Genomic DNA, 21,759 nt, shown 5'->3' with positions numbered 1-21,759 from the left:
GGTGTCCCGGAGGGAGCCGTTCATGCGTCCCGGGGCCCGTTTCACACATCCCGGTGACCCCGCGCGTGTGCGCCGTGTTCCTGCGGACGTCTCCCGTCCGTCACCCGGTCGCACTTACGATCGAGCCGCTGTCGACACACGTGGTGGGAGGAACCCATGGGGACCCAGGAGTCGTACGGGCAGGAGCGGGGGACGGGCCGACGGGCGCTGCTCGGGGCCGCGGTACTGGGGGCGGGCGGTGCGGTCCTCGGACTGCCCGGCGCCGCGAGTGCCACGAGCGCCGGGCCGCGGCACGGCGGCGGCCTGAAGGGCCTGCCGGTCCCGGCCGTCATCGGGCACCGGGGCGCCAGCGGCTACCGTCCCGAACACACCTTCGGCTCCTATGAGCTGGCCCTCGACCTCGGCGCCGACATCGTGGAGGCCGGCGACCTGGTCCCCACCAAGGACGGCCATCTGGTGTGCCGCCACGAGCCGGAGATCGGCGGCACCACGGATGTCGCCGCCCACCCCGAGTTCGCCGGCCGCAGGACCACCAAGGTCCTGGACGGCGTCCCCACCACCGGCTGGTTCACCGAGGACTTCACCCTCGCGGAACTGAAGACCCTGCGCGCCGTGGAGCGGATCCCGGACACCCGGCAGCGCAACACCCTCTACAACGGCCGCTGGGATATCCCCACCTTCGAGGAGGTGCTCCGCTGGCAGGACGAGCAGACCCGCAGGCGCGGCAGGCAGGTGTGGATCTACCCCGAGACCAAGCACCCCACCTACTTCCGCAAGCTGGGCCTCGGCCTGGAGGAGCGCCTCGCGAAGATCCTGCGGGCGCACGGCAAGAACCACCGGAACTCGCCCGTCCTCGTCCAGTCCTTCGAACCGACCAGCATCCAGCGCCTGGACAAGCTGATCGGCAACCCGCTCGTCGTCCTGCTGTCCACCGCGAACACCCGCCCCTGGGACTTCGTCGAGACGGGCGACCCGCGGACGGTCGCCGACCTCATCACCCCCAAGGGCCTCAAGGAGATCGCCTCCTACGCGCAGGGCATCGGCCCCACCCTCGACCTGGTCGTCCCGCGGAAGGCGGACGGCAGCCTCGACCGGCCCTCCACGCTCGTCGCCGACGCCCACACCGCGGGCCTGATCCTGCACCCGTACACCATGCGCAACGAGAACACCTTCCTGCCCGCGGACTTCCGCCGGGGCACGGACCCGGCCGCGTACGGGGACGCCTTCGGCGCCTTCCAGGCGTACTTCGCCACCGGCATCGACGGTGTCTTCAGCGACAACGCCGACACCGCGGTGCTGGCCCGCGCGGACTTCCTGCACGGCCGGGGCGTCAACGGCTGACGGACGGAGCCCGGTTGGGGTGAATCGCCGCCGTTCCGGAAACCCGCAGCCGGGGCGGCGGCGTCCCGCCGCATATGACCCACGATCTGCTGACCGCCCTGCACCCGCTGCTCACCGCCGAGGCGTCGGCGGAGGCACACGCGTCGGGGATGGAACCGGGCGATCTGGAACAGGCGGTGTGGCTGCGGCTCCTGGAGCGGCTGGAGGGGGACCGGCCGCCCGCCGACCCGCCCGGCTGGCTGCGCCGCGCGGTCCGCGCCGAGGCGCGCCGAGGCCGCCGTACCGCCCGGCTCGAAGTGCCCTACCGGGCCGAACCCACGGACGACCCGGGCCGCAATCCCGAGCAGCAGGCCCTCATGGCGGCCCGCCGCCGCGCCCTGTACGCGGCCGTCCGCCGCCTGCCCGGCCGCTGCCCCCGGCTGATGGCCGCCCTGCTGTCCCCGCACGACCTCACCTACCGGGAGATCGCGGGGGAGTTGGGTATCTCACAGGGCAGCCTCGGCCCCGAACGCTCCAAATGCCTGGGATGTCTACGGCGATTGCTGGCGGCGGAGGTTGCGGTCGTCGAACCACGGGGATAGGAGTGGGGGACGACAGGTGATCAGGTGAGCGGGAGGCGTGCGCGCATGGGCATGAGCGTGACCATCTCGGCGGCGACCGAGCAGGATGCCGAGCAGATCTTCAGGCTTCAGTACCTGTGCTTCCAGAGCGAGGCCGCCCTGTACGGCAACTACCGCATCGGCCCGCTCGTCCAGAGTCTGGACTCGGTCCGCGCGGAGGTCGCCTCGGACTGCGTCTTCGTGGCACGCCTCGGCGAGGAGGTCGTCGGCTCCGTGCGCGGCGGTGTCACCGAGGACGGCGCGGCCTCCATCGGCACGCTCTGTGTGCACCCCCGGCTCCAGGGCCACGGCATCGGCGCCCGCCTGCTGCGCGCCGCGGAGACCGCACTGGCGGAACAGCGGGGCGCCACACGGTTCCGGCTGAGCGCGGGCCACCGCAGCGAGAGCGGTCTGCGGCTCTACCGCCGCCTCGGCTACCAGGCCGCGGGCACCGCCGAGGGCGCCGACGGCGTCCCACTGATCGTCCTGGAGAAGCAGGCCCCCGCGGCCACTTACGCGGCGACGGCCTGAGAAACAGCGGCCCGGGCACGACGGCCTGAGGAACGGCGGCCCGAGCGCGACGGCCTGAGGAACGGCGGTTCGGGCGGGGCGGCCCGGGCACGGCGGCGCGTCACCCGAGGGGCGCGCCCGGCGCGACGGAACGCCCGGGCTCAGGCCGCCTGATGCCGGGTGTGCGCCTTGCGCAGCCAGTACATGGCCGACAGCGGCAGCAGTACGGGGATGAAGAGATAGCCCATCCCGAAGTCCGACCACACCGTCGCGTCCGGGAAGGCGGACGGCTCCACCAGGGTCCAGGTGCCGACGACCAGGACGCCCGCCAGCTCCGCCGCACAGCAGACCAGCGCCGCCCGCCGGGCCGTCTCGCCGCCGCGGACCAGGGAGTAGGTGATGAAGCCGTAGACCAACCCGGCCACCGCGGACAGCGAGTACGCCAGCGGGGCCTTGTCGAAGTGCGCGGAGATCTGCACGGCCGAGCGCGACACCGCACCGACCACCATTACGCCGTACAGCCAGACGAGCAGCATGCCGGGCCCGCTGATGAGCCGTGCCTTCGCCGGCTTCTCCTCCGCGGTCGCCGTCCCGGCCTTCCCGGATGTCGTGGCCGCCATCTCAGCCTCCCCAGATGTCATAGAGCCGCACCTCCAGTACGGCGAGGACCACACCGCCGGCCGCGACCGTCACCGAACCCCAGCGGGTGCGCTCCGCCAGCGACATGAAGCCCGCCGCCGGGACGCACGCGAAGGCACCGAGCAGATACGCCACGAAGATCGTCGTGCCCTGCTCCGGCTTCTCGCCGCGCGCCAGCTGGACGATGCCGACGACCAGCTGGACCAGGGCCAGCAGCGTCACCAAGCCCATGCCGATGAAGTGCCAGTCCTTGGTGGGCTGATCACGGTAGGCCGCCCAGCCGCACCAGGCGGCGAGCAGCAGCGCGGCGACACCGGTCGCCAGCGTCAGGGCATCAAGCATGCCGTGACCCTATTACGGGCCAAAAGGTCCGATGCGCTCGCCCCCGGCGGGCGGCCCGCGCACGGCCCGGTCCGGACCCGCCGCCGTGGCCTTGGCCACAACCGGGCCCCGTCCGCCCGGTGCAAGCGCGGCGCGGGGCGGCGCCGCAAGCCCCTGTGCCGACTGGCCGACGGGCCTGTCGGGCGGCCCGTCACGGCGCCCGCTCCCGTCCCCCGGTGTCCACGGCTGTCCGAATGGCGGACGGACACGAGGGATCCGGACGGGGCGTCTGGTTTACTGGGGCGCATGACCACGACGAGCTGCCGCACCTGCGCGACCGAGGCGACCATGACGCCCGGTGCTCGTTGTATGTGTCGAATGTGCGCCTTCTAGAGGGCCCCCGCACCACCCCCAGCCTCGCGCCCCGAAGCGAGAGCACCGCGCCCCGTCCGTACGCCCGAGTCGTACACGCCGGAGCCGCCCCCTCGCCGTCGCGGCGCGGGGGGATCCCCACCGCGCACATGTTCTCCCCCGGTTCGCTCGCGATCGCGAGAACCGTGCCGCGTTCCCAGCACGCACCCGTGTCCGGCGCACACCCGCGCCCTGGCACTCGACAGTGACGGAAACCCCAGTGATCACCACATCGGGCCTTAGCAAGGTCTACCGCTCGCGCGGCCGCGAGGTGACCGCCCTCGACGGCGTCGATCTGCACGTACGCGAAGGCGAGGTGTACGGCGTCATCGGCCAGTCCGGCGCCGGAAAGTCCTCGCTCATCCGCTGCGTCAACCTCCTGGAGCGCCCCACGGCCGGCACGGTCACCGTGGCCGGCCAGGACCTCACCGCCCTCACCGGCCGCGGTCCGCGCGCCGGACGGGAACTCCGCCAGGCGCGCAGCCGGATCGGCATGGTCTTCCAGCACTTCAACCTGCTGTCCTCGCGGACGGTCCAGGACAATGTCGAGCTGCCGCTGGAGATCCTCGGCGTCTCCGGGAAGGAACGTTCCCGCAAGGCGCTGGACCTGCTCGACCTGGTCGGCCTCGCCGACAAGGCCGGGGCCTACCCGGCCCAGCTCTCCGGCGGCCAGAAGCAGCGCGTCGGCATCGCCCGCGCCCTCGCCGGAGACCCCAAGGTGCTGCTCTCCGACGAGGCCACCAGCGCGCTCGACCCGGAGACCACCCGCTCCATCCTCCAGCTGCTGCGCGACCTGAACCGGCAGCTGGGTCTCACCGTTCTGCTCATCACCCACGAGATGGACGTCGTGAAAAGCATCTGCGACTCGGCCGCCCTGATGGAGAAGGGCCGCATCGTCGAGTCCGGCACCGTCAGCGAACTGCTCGCCACCCCCGGCTCCGAACTGGCCGCCGCCCTCTTCCCGGTCAGCGGCGCCGCGTCCGGCGACGACCGCACGGTCGTGGACGTCACCTTCCACGGGGACGCCGCCACCCAGCCCGTCATCTCCCAGCTCGCACGCACCTACAACATCGACATCTCGATCCTCGGTGCCGCGATGGACACCGTCGGCGGCAAGCAGGTCGGCCGGATGCGCATCGAACTGCCCGGCCGCTACGAGGACAACGTGGTGCCCATCGGCTTCCTGCGCGAGAAGGGCCTTCAGATCGACGTCCTCGGTCTGGCCGCCGAGGAGTCCGCGCTCGTCCCGGAGGGTGCCAAGTGACCTGGTCGGAAATGCAGCCGCTGCTGACGCAGGCCTGTTGGGACACCCTCTACATGGTCGGCTGGTCCACGCTCATCGCCGTCGCCGGCGGACTCCCGCTCGGCATCCTGCTGGTCCTCACCGACCGGGGCGGCCTGCTCCAGAACGTCGTCGCCAACAAGGTCATCGGGCAGATCGTGAACATCGCCCGCTCGATGCCCTTCATCATCCTGATGGTCGCCCTCATGGGCTTCACCCGCTGGGTCACCGGGACGACCATCGACCGTGAGGCGGCCATCGTCCCGCTCGCCATCGGCGCCATCCCCTTCTTCGCCCGCCTGGTCGAGACGGCTGTCCGCGAGGTGGACGGCGGACTCGTGGAGGCCGTACAGGCGATGGGCGGCAACACCTGGACCGTCGTACGCAAGGTCCTGGTGCCGGAGGCCCTGCCGTCGCTGATCTCCTCCGCCACCACCACGGTCGTGGCCCTCATCGGCTACTCCGCGATGGCGGGCACGGTCGGCGCGGGCGGCCTCGGCGACATCGCCATCCGCTACGGCTACCAGCGCTTCGAGACCCAGATGATGTGGATCACCGTGGCGATCCTCGCCGTGGTCATCTCCCTCATCCAGTTCGCCGGCGACTTCGCCGCCCGCTCCCTGCACCACCGCGGCGCCCGCTCAGGACCGCTGCCGAGGCTGCGGCTGCTCAAGGCGAAGAAGCCCGCGTCGGCCGAGGTGAGCAAGGCCGCCTGACCGCCGCAGGGCCCCGCCGGTCCGTCCGGCACCCCACCGACTCCCCGCCCACCCAAGACGGGGTCGCACCACCCATTCAGGAAAGGCACTTTTCGTGCGTAACACCGCCAAGATCACCACCGCTGTCCTCGCCGCCGGAGCCCTCACCCTCGGGCTCGGCGCCTGCGGCTCCGGCAAGAGCTCCTCCGCCTCCGACTTCAGCGGCCCGCTGGTCGTCGCCGCGAGCCCGACCCCGCACGCCGAGATCCTCAACTTCGTGAAGGACCACCTCGCGAAGAAGGCGGGCCTGGACCTCCAGGTCAAGGAGTTCACCGACTACATCACGCCGAACACGGCCACCGAGGACGGCTCCGTGGGAGCCAACTACTTCCAGAACCAGCCGTACCTGGACGACTTCAACAAGAAGCGCGGCACCAACATCGTGCCCGTCGTCACGGTCCACCTCGAACCGCTGGGCCTGTACTCCCACAAGGTCAAGAGCACCGACGCCCTGAAGAGCGGCGCGACCATCGCCGTCCCCAACGACGCCGTCAACGAGGCACGCGCCCTGAAGCTGCTCGCCTCCAAGGGGCTCATCACCCTCAAGGACGGCGCCGGCACCGAGGCGACCCCGCAGGACATCGCCAAGAACCCCAAGGGCCTGAAGTTCAAGGAGGTCGAGGCGGCCCAGACCCCGCGTTCCCTGGACGACGTGGACGCCGCGGTGGTCAACGGCAACTACGCCATCCCCGCCGGACTCAAGCCCGCCAAGGACGCCCTCGTCCTGGAGTCCCCGAAGAACAACCCCTACGGCAACTTCCTCGCGGTCAAGAAGGGCAACGAGAACGACCCGCGGGTCAAGAAGCTCGCGAAGCTCCTCACCTCGCCCGAGGTGAAGAAGTTCATCGAGGACAAGTACCAGGGGTCGGTCGTCGCCTCCTTCTGATCCGTCCCGCACCGGCCCGGCGCACCACGCCCCCCGGGTCCGCCACGCACGGGGTCCACACCCTCACCGGGTGTGGACCCCGTGGTGCGGAGCGGTGCATTCATGCTGCATGCTGGGCAGTTCAGCAAGGCCCTGACGGCTTCCGAAGGTTACGGAGCGGCGCATGACGAGCACCTTTCCCAACGTCTCCATCAGCACGGAGCGGTTGGTACTGCGCCCTCTCGACGAGGACGACGCCCCGGCGCTGGCCGAGATGATGAACGACGAGCTGGTCGTCGCCTGGACCGAGGCGCCCCACCCCTTCACCGAGCAGGCCGCCCACACCTGGGCCGCCCGCGACGCCCCCGCCCGGCGCCGCACCGGCCACGGGCTGGACCTCGCCGTCACCGAGTTCCTCACCCAGCGGCTGGTCGGCGTCATCCGGCTCGGCCGGACCAACTGGCGGGTGCGGTCCACCGAGCTGTCGTACACCGTCGCCCCCTGGGCCCGCGGCGAGGGCTACGCCTGCGAGGCGGCCCTCGCCACCGCCCACTGGCTCTTCGGGGACCAGCGGTTCGAGCGGATCGAACTGCGCACGGCGGCCGACAACACCGCCGCCCAGCAGGTCGCCCAGAAGATCGGCTGCATCAGCGAGGGCGTCCTGCGCAACGCCTGCATAGCCCGCCTCCGCACGGAGGACGGCGCCTGGACCGACATACGGACCGACTTCATCGTCTGGAGCCTGCTGCCGGAGGACCTGGACGGGGTCGGTGAGGAGCTGGCCGACAGCGGCGGCTACACGTCGTACCCGAAGTGGCGCTGACCCGGGAGCCCGCCGCCCCCGCGGGCCGGGCCCCCGGGCGGGCGGAGTCGGACCGACGGGGTAGTCTCACGGAGCCCGACGTATGGGCAAGCCCCTGACGACCCGCGTAGACCTGCTGGGAGACTGACGACGATGGCCGACCGGGTCACGGTGATCGGCTGGGACGGTTCGCCACTGACCGCTGCGGCGCGCTCCGCCCTCGCGGCCGCCACGCTCGTCGCAGGCGCGGCCCACCACCTCGCGCTCCCCGAGGTACCGCGGTCGGCCGAGCGCATCCGCCTCGGCAGTCTCGCCCTCGCCGCCCGCCGCATCGCCGCCCATCGCGGCACCGCCGTCGTCCTCGCCGACGGCGACCCGGGCTTCTTCGGCGTGGTGCGCACCCTGCGCGTCCCCGACTACGGCCTGGAGGTCGAGGTCGTCCCCGCAGTCTCCTCGGTGGCCACCGCCTTCGCCCGCGCCGGAATGCCCTGGGACGACGCCCAGGTGGTCGTCGCCCACCGCAGGACCCTGCGCCGCGCGGTGAACGTCTGCCGGGCCCACGCCAAGGTCGCCGTCCTCACCTCCCCGGGCGCCGGGCCCGCCGAACTCGGACTGCTCCTCGAAGGGGTCCACCGCACCTTCGTCATCTGCGAGGAACTCGGCACCGACCGCGAACAGGTCACCGTCGTCACCTCCGACAAGGCCGCCGACCACGCCTGGCGCGACCCCAACGTCGTGATCGTCATCGGGGGACCGGTGACCGCGGCCGACGACAGCGGCTGGATCGCAGGCCGCGACCCGGGCACGGCACCGCGCGGCTGGGCGCTGCCCGCCGAGGCCTACGGCGGCGGGCTCGGCGAGGGCGAGACGGATCTGCTGCGCTCGGCCCAACTCGCCCGCCTCGGACCGCGGGTGGGCGACCTCGTCTGGGACATCGGCAGCGGCAGCGGGGCGTTCGCCGTGGAGGCCGCCCGCTGCGGAGCCGCCGTCCTCGCCGTCGACCGGGACCCCGACGCCTGCGGCCGCACCATGGCCGCCGCCCGCCGCTTCGGCGTACAGCTCCAGATCGTGCACGGCGTCGCCCCGCACATCCTGGAGAACCTCCCCGAGCCCGATGTCGTACGCGTCGGAGGCGGGGGAGCGGAGGTGGTCTCCGCGGTCGCCGACCGGCGCCCGCAGCGCATCGTCGCGCACGCCGCCACCCGCGACACCGCCGAGCGTGTCGGCCGGGATCTGTCGGAGCACGGCTACGAGGTCGAGTGCGCTCTTCTCCAGTCCGTGCACCTCGACACACGGGCCTGGACGGAGAAGGAGCGGAGTGTCGCATTCCTGCTCAGCGGCCGTTTGGCCGACCGCTCCCCGTGATCCGGTTGTCGTACCGGCGCGGTAGGCTGGCCGACTGTTGTACCGCACTTGGGTAATCCAGGACGACGTCCGTCAATGTCCGGAAACCATCACTCTTTTGAGGGCGGTGTGGTACGGCAGGACCGGAGGGCGCGCAACGTGGCGCAGTCCACAACGAGGCGTCGTGGATCAGGGCCCCGCGACGGCGGGCGGGCCGCGACAATGCCATTCCATGGCTTTGTCGTCTTTGTTGGCGGGTCGTTCGTGCCGCTGGGCATGCACGCTCGTTCTTCACTGCGGGCGGTCGGCGCGCCGTTCCGGGCGAGCTGGTCGTAGAAGCACTAACCGATGGGCGAGGGGTACGCATGACCGACACCGGCCAGGTCCCGGGCGAGGGGCTGCCGGAGAGCGCAGGCATGGTGGATCAGCCGGGCGTCCTCGCGCCGGGCGCGTACACCTACCTCGACCCCTCCGACAGTGTCGCCGAAGACGACGACCTGCTCCTGATGCCCGGCCAGCAGGGTGCCTGGGGCACGGAGATGCCCCAGCACGCCCCCGCGCCCTACCCCCACGAGCCCGGCCCGCACGAGACCTCCGGCCGGGACAGCGGCTCCATCGACGTCGGCGCGGTCCGGACACCGCCCCCGGCGCCCGTGCCGCCGTCGGCGACGCCCCGCCGCCCGCTGCACCTGGGCCCGCCCACCCCGGGTGCCACCGTGAGCCCGGTGCGCTCGCTCTCCGACCGCGGCCCGGCGGACGCGCCGCTGCGCCCCTCGGGGCCGCCGACGACCGGCCCCGAGTACCTCGACATGTCCTCCCTCACGGACAACACCCCGCAGGGCGCGGTGCCGTGGGGCGCCCCCCCGCAGCCGGGCACCCCGGGCGGGACCGCAGAAACGGTCGTTCCGGCAGCGGCGCCCGACCCGGCGACGGCCGGGGACCCCGCCGCGCCCGCCCCCGAGCACGCTCCCCACGTTCCGGGGGCCGTACCCGGGACCCCGGCCGGTTCGGGGCAGTTCGAGATGCCTACGGCCCCCGGGGGTCCCGAGGCCTTCCCCGCCGCGGCCGCCCCCGCGCCGGACACCGCCACGGCCCTCCCGCAGGACGGACAGAGCCTCGCCCAGGCCGCGCCGGGCCTGCCCCCGGAAGGGCAGGACCCGTCGGCGGTCCCGCCACACCTGCCGGACGCGGGCCAGGGTGCTCCCGGTCCCGACTCCGGCCCCGGTCCCGACTCCGGCCCCGGCTCCGGTCCGACGGTGGGAGGCGCTCCGGTCGACGGTTCCGCGGCTGACTCTCCGGCCGAGGGCTCTCCGGCCGAGGGCTCTCTGGCTGACGGCGACGGCTCCATGACGGCCGGTTTCCCGGCCGAGGGGGCCGCGCCCGCCCCGGAGGCCGTGCCGCATCCGGTGGCTTCGCCCGCCCCGGAGGCCGCCCCCGCCGCCCCGGGGACCGTGCCGCACCCGGCCACGCCCGAGGCCCCCGCCGAGACCGTCGTCTTCCCCGAGGCGGAGCCCGCCGCGGCCGTGCCCGCCGCCCATGACGCCGTACCGGCACCGGAACAGCCCGCCCAGGAAGCCGTACCCGCGGCCGAGGCCGAGGCCCATGCGCCGGGGGCACCGCACCCCGCGGCCGCTCCCACGGCCGCCTCCGAGGCTGCCGCGGAGGCGGCCGTCGCGGACGTACCGGAAGCTCCGGTTGCCCCGGAGTCCCCGGTTGCCCCAGAGATCTCGTCCCCGGACGCACCGGCGGCCACCGCTCCCGAGGCCCCTGCCCCGGACGCGCCCGGGGCCACCGCTCCCGAGGCCCACGCCCCGGACGCACCAGGGGCCGCCGCCCCCGAAGCCCAGGCCGTGAACGCACCGGGAGACATGACCGCGCCGGAGGCCCAGGCGCCGGACGCCCAGGCACCGGACGCCGCCGCGGAGGCGCAGCCCCCGGCGGCCGTCCCCTTCCCCGCAGCGCCGGACGCACCGGCCGCATCAGACGTACCGGCCGCACCGGCCGTGCCGGCCGTGCCCCAGCCGACGGACGAGGCGGCCCAGCCGGGCATGCCCCCGCAGGCACCCGAGGCCCAGGCCGCCATGGCCCCCGGTGCCGAGGACCCCGCCGCGCACACCCCGGAAGCGGCCGCGGCCGCCCAGGCCCCGCACCCGGAGGACCCGGCTCAGTCCCAGGACGTGGCCCAGGAACCGGCCCAGGCCGCCCCCGGCGCACCGGACCCCCTCCCGGAGGTGCCGGAGGAGACCGGGCACACCGCACCGGCCGAGCAGACGGCCGAGGACGCCGTCCCGGCGCTGGACGGCGCGGCCCCGATCCCCGGGCCCACCGCGGAGGAGGCCGCCCAGGCCGCCGCCGAGCCCGTCCGGGCCGTACCGGCCGCGGTGACCGCAGGGGCCGGTGAGCCCGCGACGGCCGACGACCGCACCCCCGTGGAGTACTCCGCGCAGGGCGAGCCGGACGCGGACCACGCGTACGGCCGGTTCGTGCCGGTCGAGGGCACCGTGCCCGCGGGTGCGCACCTGTTGCCCACCCCGCCGCACGGACTCGACGTGCCGCCGCTGCCCGAGCAGCAGCAGGCGCCCGAGACCCCGGCCCCGGCCGAGACCGGGCCCGAGGGGGCGGCGTTCGACGCGCCGACGGCCGTGGAGCCCGTCGCCGTGGTGCCCGCGCCCCGGGAGGGCGAGTCGCCCGCTCCGGTGCAGCACCCCGCGGACCCGGAGCCCGTGGTCGCACAGCAGGCGGAGGACCTGGACACCCGGGCCGCCGACCAGGAGGAGAGCACGGCCGCGGTGGAGGACGCCATCGAGTTCAGCGGCCCGGCGGCGCCCGGATACGACGACACCGAGCGGGAGGCCGTCCTGCGTGTGATGCGCGAGCGCCGCGACATCCGCAACGGCTTCCGCAGCGACCCGATCCCCCACGACGTACTGCTGCGGGTGCTGGAGGCCGCCCACACGGCGCCCTCCGTCGGGCACTCCCAGCCGTGGGACTTCGTGGTGATCCGCTCCGCCGAGACCCGCCGCACCATGCACGAACTGGCCCAGCGCCAGCGCGAGGCCTACGCCAAGTCGCTGCCCAAGGGCCGGGCGAAGCAGTTCAAGGAACTGAAGATCGAGGCCATCCTCGACACCCCGGTGAACATCGTGGTCACCGCCGACCCGACCCGGGGCGGCCGCCACACCCTCGGCCGTCACACCCAGCCGCAGATGGCGCCCTACTCCTCCGCGCTCGCCGTGGAGAACCTGTGGCTCGCGGCCCGCGCGGAAGGACTCGGCGTCGGCTGGGTCAGCTTCTTCGACGAGCGCGAGATGGTCCGCGCCCTCGGCCTGCCCGAGCATCTGGAGGCCGTGGCCTACCTCTGCGTCGGCTACGTCGACGAATTCCCGGAGGAGCCCGAGCTGATGCAGGCGGGCTGGTCCAAGCGCCGCCCGCTGTCCTGGGTCGTCCACGAGGAGACGTACGGCCGTCGCGCCCTGCCCGGCGAGGACCCGCACGACCTGCTCGCCGAGACCGTCGCGGGCATCCGCCCCCTGGACGCCAAGGCGCTGGGCGAGGCGTGGGAGCGGCAGAAGCGCATGACCAAGCCCGCGGGCGCGCTCGGCATGCTGGAGATCATCTCCGCGCAGCTCTCCGGGCTGTCCCGGCAGTGCCCGCCGCCGATCCCGGAGCCCGCGGCCGTCGCGATCTTCGCGGGCGACCACGGTGTGCACGCCCAGGGCGTCACCCCCTGGCCCCAGGAGGTGACGGGCCAGATGGTGGCCAACTTCCTCGGCGGCGGCGCGGTCTGCAACGCCTTCGCCAACCAGGTGGGCGCCGAGGTCTGCGTCGTCGACGTGGGCGTGGCGGCCGACCTCCCGGCCACGCCGGGCCTGCTGCCGCGCAAGGTCCGCGCGGGCACGGCGGACATGACCACCGGCCCCGCGCTCACCCGCGAGGAGGTCAAGCTCGCGATCGAGGTCGGCATCGAGACCGCCCGCGACCTGGTGGCGGCCGGCAACAAGGCGCTGCTCACCGGCGAGATGGGCATCGGGAACACCACCGCCTCCGCCGCCCTGATCTCGGTCTTCACCGGCACCGACCCCTCCGAGGTGACGGGCCGGGGCACCGGCATCAACGACGAGACACTGGCCCGCAAGACGGAGGTCGTGCGCCGGGCGATCGAGCTGCACCAGCCGGACCCGGCCGACCCGATCGGTGTCCTCGCGGCCATCGGCGGCCTTGAACACGCGGCGATGGTGGGCCTGCTGCTCGGCGGCGCCTCCCTGCGTACCCCGGTGATCCTCGATGGTGTTAGCGCGGGCGCCGCCGCCCTGGTGGCCCGTGCGATCGCCCCCGAGGTGCTCGCGGCCTGCATCGCCGGCCACCGCAGCGCCGAGCCGGGCCATGTGGCCGCCCTCAACAAGCTCGGGCTGCGCCCCCTGGTCGACCTCGACCTGCGGCTCGGCGAGGGTACCGGCGCGCTCCTCGCCCTGCCCCTGGTGCAGAGCGCCGCGCGGGCGATGCACGAGGTGGCGACGTTCGACTCGGCCGGAGTGACCGAGAAGTAACGGCTCCAAGGCCGCCCCCGGTGCCCGCTCACGGTCACCGGGGACGCGCCAGCACAGCCCCCGGGATCCGCGGCGCCCGTAGGACGGACCGCCCGCCCCCGCACGGCGGGATCCGCGGCGCCCGTAGGACGGACCGGCCGCCCCCGCACGGCGGGATCCGCGGCGCCCGTAGGACGGACCGGCCGCCCCCGCACGACGGGATCCGCGGCGCCCGTACGACGGACCGCCCGCGCCCCCCCCGCACGAACGACCGGCCGCCCTCGTCCGTAGGACGGACCGCCCGCGCCCCCCCGCACGAACGACCGGCCGCCCCCGCCCCTACGACGGGCGCCCCAGCGACCCTCACCCCCCGGCCCCCCGATGCCCCCTCCGGGCGCTACCGCCCCCGCCCGGTCCCCCCTGCTCCAGGCGGGCGTAAAATCGCACGTCAGGGCTGCTGCCGTGTGGTGGGGCCCCGTCAGCGCCGCCCCGACGAGGAGCCGCACCTCCATGGCCGAACATCCCCCGTACCCCGTAGGGCTTCGCCTGTCCGGCCGCCGTGTGGTCGTCCTCGGCGGCGGGCAGGTCGCCCAGCGCCGCCTTCCGGCCCTGATCGCGGCCGGGGCGGACATCCATCTGGTGTCCCCCGAGGCGACCCCCTCCGTAGAGGCCATGGCGGACGCGGGCGAGATCACCTGGCACCGGCGCCCGTACCGGGAAGGGGATCTCGCCGACGCCTGGTACGCCCTCGTCGCGACCAGCGACCCCGAGGCCAATACGGCGGCCTCCGCCGAGGCGGAGCGCGGCCGGGTGTGGTGCGTACGCTCCGACAACGCCGACGCGGCCACCGCCTGGACCCCGGCGACGGGCAACAGCGAGGGCGTCACGGTCGCCGTGCTCACCACCGAGGCCAAGGGCCGCGATCCCCGGCACACCGCGGCCGTACGGGACGCCGTGGTCAAGGGCCTGCGCGACGGCACCCTCGTCGCCCCGCACTTCCGCACCCGCAGCCCCGGGGTCGCGCTGGTCGGCGGCGGCCCCGGCGACCCGGACCTCATCACGGTCCGCGGGCGGCGCCTGCTCGCGGAGGCCGACGTGGTCATCGCGGACCGCCTCGGCCCCCGGGGCCTGCTCGCCGAACTGCCCCCGCATGTCGAGGTGATCGACGCCGCCAAGATCCCCTACGGCCGCTTCATGGCCCAGGAGGCCATCAACAACGCGCTGATCGAGCACGCCCGGCAGGGCAAGTCGGTGGTCCGGCTCAAGGGCGGGGACCCCTTTGTCTTCGGCCGCGGCATGGAGGAGGTGCAGGCGCTTGCCGAGGCCGGTATCACCTGCACCGTGGTGCCGGGCATCTCCAGCTCGATCTCGGTGCCGGGCGCGGCCGGCATCCCCGTCACCCACCGCGGTGTCGCACACGAGTTCACCGTGGTCAGCGGGCACGTCGCCCCTGACGACGACCGCTCGCTGGTCGACTGGCCGTCCCTGGCCGGGCTGCGGGGCACCCTGGTGATCCTCATGGGGATCGACAAGATCGGGCAGATCGCCGATACGCTGATGGCCCACGGCAAGGCGCCGGACACGCCCGTCGCGCTGGTCCAGGAGGGCACCACGGCCGCCCAGCGCCGGGTCGACGCCACCCTCGCCACCGTCGCCGTGGCCGTGCGCGCCGAGGAGGTCCGGCCACCGGCCGTGATCGTCATCGGCCCGGTGGTGACAGCGGGCCCGCACCCCGGCGCATGACCCCCCCCGCCCAGACGCGTCACCGCACCCGCACCCGCACTCGTACTCAGCGGCATGCCCCCCCAGTGGGCGACCCCTCCCGCACCGACCCGTTCCAGCCGTTCGTAACCCGCGGTAACCCGGCCCGTTCCAGCCGTTGGCACCGCCCCCAGGAGAAGGCAGTATCACCCTGTGGCCGATCTCATCACCGTCGAGGACCCCACCGACCCGCGTCTTCGTGACTACACGGGCCTGACCGACGTGGAGCTGCGCCGCAAGCGCGAACCCGCCGAGGGCCTGTTCATCGCCGAGGGCGAGAAGGTGATCAGACGCGCCAAGCAGGCGGGCTACGAGATGCGCTCCATGCTGCTCTCGGCGAAGTGGGTCGACGTCATGCGGGACGTCATCGACGAGATCCCGGCCCCGGTCTACGCGGTCACCCCCGCACTGGCCGAGCAGGTCACCGGCTACCACGTGCACCGCGGTGCCCTCGCCTCCATGCAGCGCAAGCCGCTGCCGACCGCGGACGAACTGCTGGCCACCGCCCGCCGCGTGGTGGTCATGGAGTCGGTGAACGACCACACCAACATCGGCGCCATCTTCCGCTCCGCCGCCGCCCTCGGCATGGACGCGGTGCTGCTCTCGCCGGACTGCGCCGACCCCCTCTACCGCCGCAGCGTCAAGGTCTCCATGGGCGCGGTCTTCTCGGTGCCCTACGCCCGCCTCGACAGCTGGCCGCGGGACCTGGACGCGGTCCGCGGCGCGGGCTTCACCCTGCTGGCACTCACCCCAGACGGCAAGGCGAAGACGCTCGACGAGGCGGCACCGCACCGGATGGAGCGGGTCGCGCTGATGCTCGGGGCCGAGGGCGACGGCCTGTCCACCCAGGCGCTGGTCGCCGCCGACGAATGGGTCCGCATCCCGATGGCCCACGGAGTGGACTCGCTCAATGTGGGCGCGGCCGCCGCGGTCGCCTTCTACGCGGTGGCCACCGGCCGCCCGGAGGTCTAGGGCCTGTCAGACAATTCCCGTCTGGCCCTCGCCAAGGCGCCGGACAGGCCCTGGGGCCTCCCGTTCGAATCAGGCCGGCACGATCCGATCCGATCCGGGCGGAAGCCCTCAGCGAGCGGTACCGGCCCCCGCCCGGCCCGCGCCGCCCGGTTCCGCCGGTGAGGACCCGGGCGGGGGAGCGTAGGACCCTTCCGCCCGTACGCCCTGGCGTGCGCCCCCGTCACCCAGTCCGCGCGCCGGGCCCTGGCAGCCCTGGGCGGCCGCGATGCCGAGTGCCACCAGCAGGGTCACCACCACGAACACGAACAGCCGCTGCCGCAGCAGCCGGGGGTTGGCCGGGCGGAGGCCGGTGCCGGTGGGGCGGGGCGCCGGGCGCCCGGTCCCGCTGCGCGGCGCGGTACGGCCGCCGGAGCGGGTCGTATGGCGCTGGGCGGGCGTCGGGCGCACCCCGGGGCGGGAGCCGTTGCTGCGGGGCGGGGGAGTGCCCGGCCCCTGCGAACGCCGTACGGTGCGCTGCTCGGCGTACTGCTCCGCCAGCCGCCCGGTGGGCCGGTCCGGCTCGCCGCGCTGCGCTGAGGGCCTCGCCTCGGTCAGCCCCTGCGCCTCCCGGGCCGCGATCTCCTTGAGGCGGAGGGAGAGTTGAAGCGTGCTGGGCCGTTCCTCGGGGTCCTTCGCCAGACAGGCGCGGACCAGCGGGGCGAGGGCGTCCGGCACCCCGTGCAGCTGGGGCTCCTCGTGCACCACGCGGTAGAGCATCACCTCGGAACTGCCGTGCCCGAAGGGCGAGTCGCCGGTGGCGGCGTACGCCAGCGTGGCACCCAGCGCGAACACGTCCGTGGCCGGTGTCACCGCGGCCCCGCGCACCTGTTCGGGCGCGAGGAAGCCGGGCGATCCGACGGCGGTGCCCACATGGGTGAGCGTGGAGGCGCCGGTCGCCCAGGCGATGCCGAAGTCGATGATCCGCGGCCCCTTCGGGGACAGCAGGATGTTGGACGGCTTGAGATCCCGGTGGACGACCCCGGCCTCGTGCACCGCCACCAGGCCCTCCGACAGGGCGGCACCCACGGCGGCCGCGTCGGCGGTCGACAGGGGCCCCTCCTCGGCGACCTTGTCGTGCAGCGAGGGGCCGGGCACGTACTGGGTGGCGAACCAGGGGCGGTCCGCGTCGAGGTCGGCGGCCACCAGGCGCGCCGTGCACCCCCCGCGGATCCGCCGCGCAGCCGAGACCTCACGTGCGAACCGGGAGCGGAACTCCTGGTCCTCCGCCAGGTCCGGCCGGATGACCTTGAGCGCGACCCGCTGGCCCCGCTTGTCCGAGCCCAGATAGACGACGCCCATCCCGCCCGCGCCGAGCCGCCGGTGAAGTCTGTACGAGCCGACGACACGCGGGTCCTCACGCCTGAGGCGCATCATCGCCATGTCCATCCCCGCTGCCCGGTCCGTCTGACGAGCCACAGCTTACGTTTCCGCGGCCGGGTCCGCGCAGAGGCCGCGCCCTCTCGGCCCGGTCGATTGTCCGTGCGGAGCAGCGAACTTGAAGAGGGGTCAGAAGAGCGGCGGTGAGGGTGACATCCCGTCTGCTGTGATCCCAACCCGCCATCGGCGCAAGGGGGTTGGCCTCGCCGGGGGTGAGCGCGCCGGGACGGCCGCCGGTGGCGGCCGCTGGACGCGCTGCGACACCGCGGTGACCCGCGGTGCGGATCACCGGACAGGGGCCCCGGCGTGCGCGGGAGGCGCGGACGTGAGCGAAGTCACCCGGCGTGCGCCCCGGGGACGGCGTGCCGCGGAGGGGGCGCCGGGCCTCCCCCTCGGGGAAGACCCTGAGTCCTAGGTCCCTCTCTCCACCCAGGGGAGTACACCGCAGTTCACCGCTCATCCTCCGGGAGGCCCGTCAATCGATACGAAGGCATGACGCCCGGCGTCCGCCCGGAGCCTAGATTGGAGATCGAGCGGCGGGTGGAGCACTCGTCCCCCGAGGTCAGAAGCCCGCCGCCGCCAGGACAACAGAACCACGGTCAGGAGAGGGACCATGGCCCACACGGCACCGCGGACGCTGGTCCGCACACGGGGACGCCGGGCGTACACAGCCTTCGGCACCCGCCGCACAGGCCGTCGCCACCCGCTGGTGGCGACCGCGATGGTCCTTCCCCTGGCGGCCCTGCTCGTGTACGCCTTCGGCGGCTGGGAGGCAGTGGCCACACAAGCGTCGTCCGTGGGAGTGATGCTGGGGCGCTGAGCGGCGCCCCGGGCCCGGAAGAGCGGTCCGGGCGGGGACATCCACCCATGAAACCCCGTGGGGACGGGGGTGCGCCGGACGGCACAAACGCCCGCGCAGCTGGGGAGCTGCGCGGGCGTTGTCTTTTTCCGTCGTCCCTCCGTCGCTCCTCCGCCGTTTCCGCCCGGGCCGCCGCAGCCCGTACGCTCCCCCCACTGCCGCCCGCACCCCCGAGGACCCGTGAACGCACTCCTGCCCGCGCTGACCGCGACGGCGCGCGCCGCGGCGCATCCGAACGGCGGGGACTGCCGCTGCGCACCCGCGGGCGCCGTCCTCGCCGAGCGCGACGACGACGCCGCCGTGGTCCGCCACGGCGGCACCGTCGCCAAGGCCCACACACCCGGCACCGACCCCGCCGGACTCGGCCTCCGCCTCACCACCGCCACCCGGCTCCCGGACATCCTGCTCGCCCCGCTCCGGCCCGCCCCCGACACGGTCCTCGGCCGTCTTGTGACCCTCTGGCCCCACGGCGCCCCGGTCGACCCCGACGACCCCGCGGCCGCCCCCTGGGAGGCGGCCGCCACCCTCCTCGCCCGGCTGCACCGGGCCCCCGCTCCCGCCGGACTGCCGCCGATGCGCGGCCCCGCCAAGGCCGCCCGCGCCGTCCGGCGCCTTGGCGCGGTCGGCCCGCACCCCGCCGCCGGACCCGTACTGCGCGCCTGGTCCGCCCTCCCGGCCTGGGCCCGCGGCGAGGCGCCCGCGCCGCCCGGGGGCACCCTCTGCCACGGCGATCTCCACCTCGGCCAGCTGGTGCGCCACCCCGCGGGCACCGGCCCCTGGCTCCTCATCGACGTCGACGACCTCGGGACGGGCGACCCGGCCTGGGACCTGGCGCGCCCCGCCGCCTGGTACGCCTGCGGGCTGCTGCCGCCCGAGGAGTGGTCCCGCTTTCTCGCTGCGTACCGCGAGGCGGGCGGCCCCGCCGTCCCGGCCGCCGGTGATCCCTGGCCCGCCCTCGACCTCCCCGCCCGCGCCCTCACCGTGCAGACCGCGGCCCTGGCCGTCGCCAAGTCCGTCGCCGCGGGGCGCCCCTTGGACGAGGTGGAGCAGGCGGTCGTCGACGCATGTGTCCGGATGGGGCCGGTTCCACCCGAATTGGCGTCGGAATACGCCCAGTAGGCTGCAACCGACCGGCCTTTTACCGAGTCCCTAACTGGCGAAGCACCACCGAAGTACGAGGAGTTGAGCAGACCATGCAGTGTCCGAAGTGCCATGCACCGATGCACACGTACAACCGCAATGGCGTCCAGATCGAGCAGTGCAGCGGTTGCCGGGGCATCTTCCTCGACTACGGGGAGCTGGAGGCACTGACCCGCGTGGAGTCCCAGTGGATGCAGCCCGCCCCGCCGCCCCCGGCCGCCCCCGGCGGCTACCCCGCGGCTCCGGCCTGGGGTGCCCCGCACGGCGGTCACCACGGGGGACACGGCGGCCACGGGCACGGCGGTCACCACCGCCACAAGAGCTTCGGCCACATGCTGTTCTCCAGCTGAGACCACGAAGAAGCCCCCGGCCGCAGGGCCGGGGGCTTCGGTGTGTGGACGATACTGGGATTGAACCAGTGACCTCTTCCGTGTCAGGGAAGCGCTCTCCCGCTGAGCTAATCGTCCTCGGGCCGGACCGCTCCGAAGAGCCGACCGGGGTGGTGCGTGCGCGATACTGGGATTGAACCAGTGACCTCTTCCGTGTCAGGGAAGCGCTCTCCCGCTGAGCTAATCGCGCTGGTGGGACACCCGCTGCCGGGGTCCAGTGGACGATACTGGGATTGAACCAGTGACCTCTTCCGTGTCAGGGAAGCGCTCTCCCGCTGAGCTAATCGTCCTTGGAGGTGGAGACGGGATTTGAACCCGTGTAGACGGCTTTGCAGGCCGTTGCCTCGCCTCTCGGCCACTCCACCAGGAGTGCAGGGGTTCGGGAAGATCCCCTGTTTCCTACGAGCGGACGACGAGGCTCGAACTCGCGACCTCAACCTTGGCAAGGTTGCGCTCTACCAACTGAGCTACGTCCGCCTGTCGTTTCGGACCGCTTGCGCGTCCCGGCGACGTGTTGAACTCTAGCGGATTCCCGGGCCAGTACAAAAACGCGTTTGCGCAGCGTGCTGCGGTGCGCCCGGTCGCGGACATGGTCAGGCCCCCTTCAGGACATCCGCAGGCCGCCCCGGGGACACCCGCCCTAGACTCGGCTGTGTGTCCGACCTCGCTCCTCTCGCGCGTTTCGGCGACCGTGTCGCCACCGGTCTCCTCGATGTCACCAGCGACCCCGCCGCCCTCGACTCCTCGGGGTTCTGGGCCGTGTGCGCGGACTACGAGGGGCGCCTGACCTGCGCCCGCTTCGCCGACGTACGGGAGGAGCCGGTGCCCGCGCCCCGGCCCGGGGCGTGGCGCGGCCCGGCGGCCGGTGACTGGACGTCCTCCCTCGACCGCGCCGCGTACACGGCCGGTGTCCGCCGGATCCGCGAGCACATCGCGGCCGGGGAGGTCTACCAGGTCAACCTCTGCCGCATACTCTCCGCGCCGATCGCGCCCGACGCCGATGTGGACGCCCTGACGTCCGTTCTGGCCCGGGGCAATCCGGCGCCGTACGCGGGCACCATCCGGCTGCCGGACCACGGAGTGGAGACGGCCACCGCCTCCCCGGAGCTCTTCCTGCGCCGCGAGGGCCGCTCCGTCGCGTCCGGCCCCATCAAGGGCACCGCGCGGACCGAGGCGGAGCTCCTGAACAAGGACTACGCCGAGAACGTGATGATCGTGGACCTGGTGCGCAACGACCTCGGACGCGTCTGCACCACGGGCAGTGTGATCGTGCCCGATCTGTGCGCCGTCGAGAAGCACCCCGGCCTGGTCCATCTGGTGTCCACCGTCCGCGGCGAGCTGCGGCCGGACGCGGGCTGGCCGCAGCTCCTCGCCGCCGCCTTCCCCGCCGGGTCGATCACCGGCGCCCCCAAGTCCAGTTCGATGCGGATCATCGACGCCCTGGAGACCGCCCCCCGCGGCCCCTACTGCGGCGGCATCGGCTGGGTCGACGCGGACCGGGGCGTGGGACAGCTGGCCGTCGGCATCCGCACCTTCTGGATCGACCGGACCGCCGGGGACGCCCCCGTGCTGCGCTTCGGTGCGGGCGCGGGCATCACCTGGGGATCCGACCCCGAGGGGGAGTGGCGGGAGACCGAACTCAAGGCCGCCAGGCTGCTCGCGATAGCGTCGGGGGAGCACCAGGACACAGGAGCGGCATGAGCCGCCTCCCGTGCCGCGCCCACCCGGGGGAGGGCGCCCGTGCGCGCGGTGCGGCGGCCACCGGCCGGACCCCCGGCCCCCGCCCCCTCCCGCGTCACAGGACGCTTCCGCCACCACTCTGCGAGG

Annotated in this window: 18 protein-coding genes and 5 tRNA genes; 15 read left to right on the top strand and 8 right to left on the bottom strand. The window is 73.8% G+C overall.

Annotated features, from left to right (window positions below; translation table 11 throughout):
• Positions 1-156: 156 nt before the first annotated feature.
• From ACIHAA_RS11625 to ACIHAA_RS11615, 3 genes are all read left to right on the top strand, one after another.
• A complete protein-coding gene (locus tag ACIHAA_RS11625) occupies positions 157-1,341 on the top strand; it encodes a glycerophosphodiester phosphodiesterase (protein ID WP_399815742.1) in 1,185 nt (394 codons plus the stop codon).
• 74 nt (positions 1,342-1,415) lie between these two features.
• Entirely contained in the window at positions 1,416-1,922 is a 507-nt protein-coding gene (locus ACIHAA_RS11620; protein ID WP_399815740.1) for a sigma-70 family RNA polymerase sigma factor, read from the top strand.
• Between the two features lie 45 nt (positions 1,923-1,967).
• Positions 1,968-2,471, top strand: coding sequence for a GNAT family N-acetyltransferase (locus ACIHAA_RS11615; protein WP_399815739.1), 504 nt, complete (start codon positions 1,968-1,970; stop codon positions 2,469-2,471).
• 140 nt (positions 2,472-2,611) lie between these two features.
• Here ACIHAA_RS11615 and ACIHAA_RS11610 read toward each other — a convergent pair whose 3' ends face one another.
• Both ACIHAA_RS11610 and ACIHAA_RS11605 read right to left on the bottom strand, forming a co-directional pair.
• Entirely contained in the window at positions 2,612-3,070 is a 459-nt protein-coding gene (locus ACIHAA_RS11610) for a hypothetical protein (RefSeq protein WP_399815737.1), read from the bottom strand.
• Position 3,071: 1 nt separating this feature from the next.
• Positions 3,072-3,431: a hypothetical protein gene (locus tag ACIHAA_RS11605; RefSeq protein ID WP_399815735.1), complete on the bottom strand. Its 360-nt coding sequence runs from the start codon at positions 3,429-3,431 to the stop codon at positions 3,072-3,074.
• Between the two features lie 610 nt (positions 3,432-4,041).
• Here ACIHAA_RS11605 and ACIHAA_RS11600 point away from each other — a divergent pair.
• The 8 genes from ACIHAA_RS11600 (at position 4,042) to ACIHAA_RS11565 (ending at position 16,128) form a co-directional block, all read left to right on the top strand.
• On the top strand, positions 4,042-5,085 hold the full coding sequence (locus ACIHAA_RS11600) for a methionine ABC transporter ATP-binding protein (RefSeq protein WP_399815734.1): 1,044 nt from the start codon (positions 4,042-4,044) through the stop codon (positions 5,083-5,085).
• Positions 5,082-5,819, top strand: coding sequence for a methionine ABC transporter permease (locus tag ACIHAA_RS11595; protein WP_399815732.1), 738 nt, complete (start codon positions 5,082-5,084; stop codon positions 5,817-5,819). Before ACIHAA_RS11600 ends, ACIHAA_RS11595 begins: the two co-directional genes overlap by 4 nt.
• A 94-nt stretch (positions 5,820-5,913) precedes the next feature.
• Positions 5,914-6,744 (top strand): MetQ/NlpA family ABC transporter substrate-binding protein, encoded by an 831-nt coding sequence (locus tag ACIHAA_RS11590; protein ID WP_399815731.1) that lies wholly within the window; start codon positions 5,914-5,916, stop codon positions 6,742-6,744.
• A 163-nt stretch (positions 6,745-6,907) separates the two neighbouring features.
• On the top strand, positions 6,908-7,546 hold the full coding sequence (locus tag ACIHAA_RS11585) for a GNAT family N-acetyltransferase (RefSeq protein WP_399815729.1): 639 nt from the start codon (positions 6,908-6,910) through the stop codon (positions 7,544-7,546).
• A gap of 132 nt (positions 7,547-7,678) precedes the next feature.
• The gene (gene cbiE / locus ACIHAA_RS11580) at positions 7,679-8,890 is read left to right on the top strand and encodes a precorrin-6y C5,15-methyltransferase (decarboxylating) subunit CbiE (RefSeq protein WP_399815727.1); all 1,212 of its coding nucleotides are present in this window, start codon (positions 7,679-7,681) and stop codon (positions 8,888-8,890) included.
• A gap of 344 nt (positions 8,891-9,234) precedes the next feature.
• Entirely contained in the window at positions 9,235-13,416 is a 4,182-nt protein-coding gene (gene cobT / locus ACIHAA_RS11575) for a nicotinate-nucleotide--dimethylbenzimidazole phosphoribosyltransferase (protein WP_399815726.1), read from the top strand.
• Between the two features lie 489 nt (positions 13,417-13,905).
• Positions 13,906-15,138: a uroporphyrinogen-III C-methyltransferase gene (cobA, locus tag ACIHAA_RS11570; protein WP_399815724.1), complete on the top strand. Its 1,233-nt coding sequence runs from the start codon at positions 13,906-13,908 to the stop codon at positions 15,136-15,138.
• 171 nt (positions 15,139-15,309) lie between these two features.
• Positions 15,310-16,128 carry a TrmH family RNA methyltransferase gene (locus ACIHAA_RS11565; protein WP_399815722.1) on the top strand — a complete coding sequence of 273 codons (819 nt, stop codon included), beginning with the start codon at positions 15,310-15,312 and terminating at the stop codon, positions 16,126-16,128.
• Between the two features lie 108 nt (positions 16,129-16,236).
• On the opposite strand, the gene ACIHAA_RS11560 is transcribed toward ACIHAA_RS11565, so the two are convergent.
• Positions 16,237-17,553: a serine/threonine-protein kinase gene (locus ACIHAA_RS11560; RefSeq protein ID WP_399816126.1), complete on the bottom strand. Its 1,317-nt coding sequence runs from the start codon at positions 17,551-17,553 to the stop codon at positions 16,237-16,239.
• Positions 17,554-18,157: 604 nt separating this feature from the next.
• Between ACIHAA_RS11560 and ACIHAA_RS11555 the strand changes: the two genes are divergently transcribed.
• From ACIHAA_RS11555 to ACIHAA_RS11545, 3 genes are all read left to right on the top strand, one after another.
• Positions 18,158-18,364, top strand: a complete 207-nt coding sequence (locus tag ACIHAA_RS11555) for a hypothetical protein (protein WP_399815721.1) — start codon at positions 18,158-18,160, stop codon at positions 18,362-18,364.
• Positions 18,365-18,583: 219 nt separating this feature from the next.
• Positions 18,584-19,522 carry a phosphotransferase family protein gene (locus ACIHAA_RS11550; RefSeq protein WP_399815719.1) on the top strand — a complete coding sequence of 313 codons (939 nt, stop codon included), beginning with the start codon at positions 18,584-18,586 and terminating at the stop codon, positions 19,520-19,522.
• A 74-nt stretch (positions 19,523-19,596) separates the two neighbouring features.
• Positions 19,597-19,893 carry a zf-TFIIB domain-containing protein gene (locus tag ACIHAA_RS11545; RefSeq protein ID WP_399815717.1) on the top strand — a complete coding sequence of 99 codons (297 nt, stop codon included), beginning with the start codon at positions 19,597-19,599 and terminating at the stop codon, positions 19,891-19,893.
• Between the two features lie 45 nt (positions 19,894-19,938).
• On the opposite strand, the gene ACIHAA_RS11540 is transcribed toward ACIHAA_RS11545, so the two are convergent.
• The 5 genes from ACIHAA_RS11540 to ACIHAA_RS11520 form a co-directional block, all read right to left on the bottom strand.
• Positions 19,939-20,010, bottom strand: a tRNA-Val gene (locus ACIHAA_RS11540).
• A gap of 40 nt (positions 20,011-20,050) precedes the next feature.
• A tRNA-Val gene (locus ACIHAA_RS11535) sits at positions 20,051-20,122 on the bottom strand.
• A 28-nt stretch (positions 20,123-20,150) separates the two neighbouring features.
• Positions 20,151-20,222 (bottom strand) — tRNA-Val (locus ACIHAA_RS11530).
• A 1-nt stretch (position 20,223) separates the two neighbouring features.
• Positions 20,224-20,297: transfer RNA gene (locus ACIHAA_RS11525), tRNA-Cys, on the bottom strand.
• A 39-nt stretch (positions 20,298-20,336) separates the two neighbouring features.
• Positions 20,337-20,409, bottom strand: a tRNA-Gly gene (locus ACIHAA_RS11520).
• A 177-nt stretch (positions 20,410-20,586) separates the two neighbouring features.
• On the opposite strand from ACIHAA_RS11520, the gene ACIHAA_RS11515 reads away from it, so the two are divergent.
• Positions 20,587-21,633: a chorismate-binding protein gene (locus ACIHAA_RS11515; protein WP_399815716.1), complete on the top strand. Its 1,047-nt coding sequence runs from the start codon at positions 20,587-20,589 to the stop codon at positions 21,631-21,633.
• Positions 21,634-21,759 lie beyond the last annotated feature (126 nt).

Source organism: Streptomyces sp. NPDC052040 (assembly GCF_044548405.1).
Lineage (GTDB): Bacteria > Actinomycetota > Actinomycetes > Streptomycetales > Streptomycetaceae > Streptomyces.
Note: the sequence above shows the minus strand (reverse complement) of the source record. Positions and strands in the feature narration are given on the sequence as shown.

Coding starts and splice junctions, on each gene's coding strand:
- ACIHAA_RS11615 (WP_399815739.1), top strand. CDS start 1,968: ATGGGCATGAGCGTGACCATCTCGGCGGCGACCGAGCAGGATGCCGAG.
- cobT (WP_399815726.1), top strand. CDS start 9,235: ATGACCGACACCGGCCAGGTCCCGGGCGAGGGGCTGCCGGAGAGCGCA.
- ACIHAA_RS11605 (WP_399815735.1), bottom strand. CDS start 3,431: ATGCTTGATGCCCTGACGCTGGCGACCGGTGTCGCCGCGCTGCTGCTC.
- ACIHAA_RS11555 (WP_399815721.1), top strand. CDS start 18,158: ATGGCCCACACGGCACCGCGGACGCTGGTCCGCACACGGGGACGCCGG.
- ACIHAA_RS11620 (WP_399815740.1), top strand. CDS start 1,416: ATGACCCACGATCTGCTGACCGCCCTGCACCCGCTGCTCACCGCCGAG.
- cobA (WP_399815724.1), top strand. CDS start 13,906: ATGGCCGAACATCCCCCGTACCCCGTAGGGCTTCGCCTGTCCGGCCGC.
- ACIHAA_RS11545 (WP_399815717.1), top strand. CDS start 19,597: ATGCAGTGTCCGAAGTGCCATGCACCGATGCACACGTACAACCGCAAT.
- cbiE (WP_399815727.1), top strand. CDS start 7,679: ATGGCCGACCGGGTCACGGTGATCGGCTGGGACGGTTCGCCACTGACC.
- ACIHAA_RS11560 (WP_399816126.1), bottom strand. CDS start 17,553: ATGGACATGGCGATGATGCGCCTCAGGCGTGAGGACCCGCGTGTCGTC.
- ACIHAA_RS11625 (WP_399815742.1), top strand. CDS start 157: ATGGGGACCCAGGAGTCGTACGGGCAGGAGCGGGGGACGGGCCGACGG.
- ACIHAA_RS11610 (WP_399815737.1), bottom strand. CDS start 3,070: ATGGCGGCCACGACATCCGGGAAGGCCGGGACGGCGACCGCGGAGGAG.
- ACIHAA_RS11585 (WP_399815729.1), top strand. CDS start 6,908: ATGACGAGCACCTTTCCCAACGTCTCCATCAGCACGGAGCGGTTGGTA.